The sequence below is a fragment of the Brevibacillus sp. SKDU10 genome, from assembly GCF_001645205.1.
Classification (GTDB): domain Bacteria; phylum Bacillota; class Bacilli; order Brevibacillales; family Brevibacillaceae; genus Brevibacillus_B; species Brevibacillus_B halotolerans.
Genome location: NZ_LSSO01000183.1, coordinates 1 through 2,533, shown reverse-complemented (window position 1 = coordinate 2,533; position 2,533 = coordinate 1). Strand labels below are relative to the sequence as shown.

Genomic DNA, 2,533 nt, shown 5'->3' with positions numbered 1-2,533 from the left:
TCACATTGAGATTAAACAGGGGGAATTTTTCACATTTCTTGGACCAAGCGGATGCGGGAAAACTACTATTTTACGCATGATCGCGGGTTTTTACTATCCCACCAAGGGGCGTATTTTATTTAGGAATGCTGATATGACATACGTTCCGCCACACAAACGAAATACAGGTATGGTGTTTCAAAATTATGCTCTTTTCCCTCATATGACAGTGTTTGAAAATATAGCCTTTGGTTTGCAGGTACGCAAGCTTGCTAAAGCGCAGATCAAAGACAAAGTAGAGCAGACACAGAGACTCCTACGTCTGAACGGATATGGAAATAGGCGAATGGATCAATTATCCGGGGGACAACAACAGCGTGTGGCTCTGGCAAGAGCATTAGTTATAGAACCCTCCATTCTATTATTAGACGAACCATTATCCAATTTGGATGCGAAGTTGCGAGAAGAGACACGTATCGAGATAAAACGGCTGCAATTGGAACTGGGTATTACCACCATCTATGTGACCCATGATCAGGCTGAAGCAATGTCGATGTCCGATCGCATCATGGTGATGCAAAATGGAGAAGTGCAACAGATTGGTGCACCTGAAGATATTTATAATCGACCGTCTACTCCGTTTGTGGCTTCTTTTATCGGAGAAACAAATGTATGGGAAGGCGAGGTTGTACAGATAAATGGAGAGGAAGCTACTGTACAAGTAGAGCCTGATTTACTTGTAACAGGGTATCGAGACTATTCATCAAATAGCGAGGGTATCAAAGTGGGTGCCAAGGTATCTCTCTGTATTCGTCCAGAAGCTGTACAGATTGTAAATGATCAGCAAAGGGTTCGGGATATCAATCCTGAACAACAAGATGTCTACGAACCGAACCAATTGCATGGTCAAATCGGCCTCTCTGAATTTACTGGGGCTAGTGTGACATATGTTTGTAAAGTCGGTGATAAACAAACTTTGAGAGTCTTGTCTATCCATGCGGGCAATCCAATCAAACAGCGCAAAGAGATGGTTACCTTATTTATTCCGAAAGCTAATGTTTATTTTATTTCTAAAAGAGAGCCTGACTAATGGAATCGTGCCGTTTTAAAGGCTCCGAGAGCAAGCGTTTCAGCTTTTCACTTAGTTTTCTGGACGGATAGGGGAGGTACTAGATGAATACTCGACCGAAAGCATCGCAAACTGAGCATATACCCCAAACCACTGCACATCGCTACCTTAAGCTTTTGAACTCCAACTCTTTTGTCTATGTGCTAGTTTCTCCTTTATTTCTTATCTTGCTAGCCTATGTTATTTATCCGTTAGGACAGACCTTTTTGCAAAGTATGAGAATAGATAAACAGTTTACACTTGCTAATTATACTCATTTTTTTAGCTTGGAGCATACGGCAAATCTGGAAGCTCTTTGGACCAGCTTATACATCTCGGTGCTTAGTGTGGTTACATGTGGCATCGTAGGAGTAAGTCTAGCATTTTTATTAGAACGCTATGACTTTCCAGGGCGTAAAATTCTGTCTGTATTAGCCATGGTTCCGATGGCACTCCCCCCTTTAATTGGGGTGCTTTCCTTTACTTTTTTATATGGAGAAAGTGGAATTATTCCCCGAGGCTTACAAGCATTCTTTCAGCTTCAGCAGGTTCCTTTTTCACTAAAAGGCATTTGGGGCGTACTGCTTGTTCATACTTTTACGATGTACACGTATTTTTACATGACAATCACGGCTGCATTGAAAGGATTAGATCCTTCTCTTGAAGAAGCAGCAGCCAATCTTGGCGCTACTCGATTCGTCGTCTGGAAGCGTATCATTTTGCCTATGCTAACGCCAGCCATTGTAGCGTCATCCTTGCTGGTATTTATGATTGCGATGGCCTCCTATACGGCTCCGCTTATCTTTGGAATTGATCGCACTATGACGATGCAAATCTATTTATCTCGCACCAACGGCAATCTAGAGATGGCAGCAACACAATCTACGATATTATCGATCGTCTCAATCTTGTTTTTGTTATTGATGCGCTGGTATCAAGGTGTGCGTAATTATCAGAATCAGAGCAAAGGGATTAGCGTACATCGTACAGAGGTCAAAAGTAAGGCAGGTCGGTATACAGCAATGGTGCTCTCTACGATTGGTGTTGTTATTCTTCTGCTGCCGATCCTTGTGATTGTGCTCTTGTCCTTCTCAGTAGATGCTAGCTGGACAGTGCAGATTTTACCGCCAGCTTATACGTTTTCTCATTATCTTGACTTGTTTACAGATAGTAAGACATGGAGGCCGATTTTTACTAGCTTTGAGATGAGTTTTTTTGCTACCCTTGGCAATGCCATCTTTGGAGTAGCGGCAGCTTATGCTATGATTCGTCTGAAATTCAGAGGGAAAGCTTTACTTGATATCCTGATTATGCTTCCATGGGCATTGCCTGGCACCGTGGTGGGTGTTAACCTACTGGCTGCTTTTAGCCAGCCGCATCTATTTGGGTTTAATCAGGTTTTGGTGGGAACGATCTGGATTTTACCCTTGGCTTATTTTGTACGTC

2 protein-coding genes are annotated in these 2,533 nt (G+C 42.6%); both read left to right on the top strand.

Translation table 11 applies throughout. The features are described 5' to 3' along the window. On the top strand, positions 1-1,069 hold a 1,069-nt coding region (locus tag AYJ08_RS17415; RefSeq protein ID WP_064018778.1), incomplete at its 5' end, for an ABC transporter ATP-binding protein. Between the two features lie 83 nt (positions 1,070-1,152). Beyond that, the coding region (locus AYJ08_RS17410) for an ABC transporter permease (protein ID WP_231929145.1) at positions 1,153-2,533 on the top strand (1,381 nt) is incomplete at its 3' end.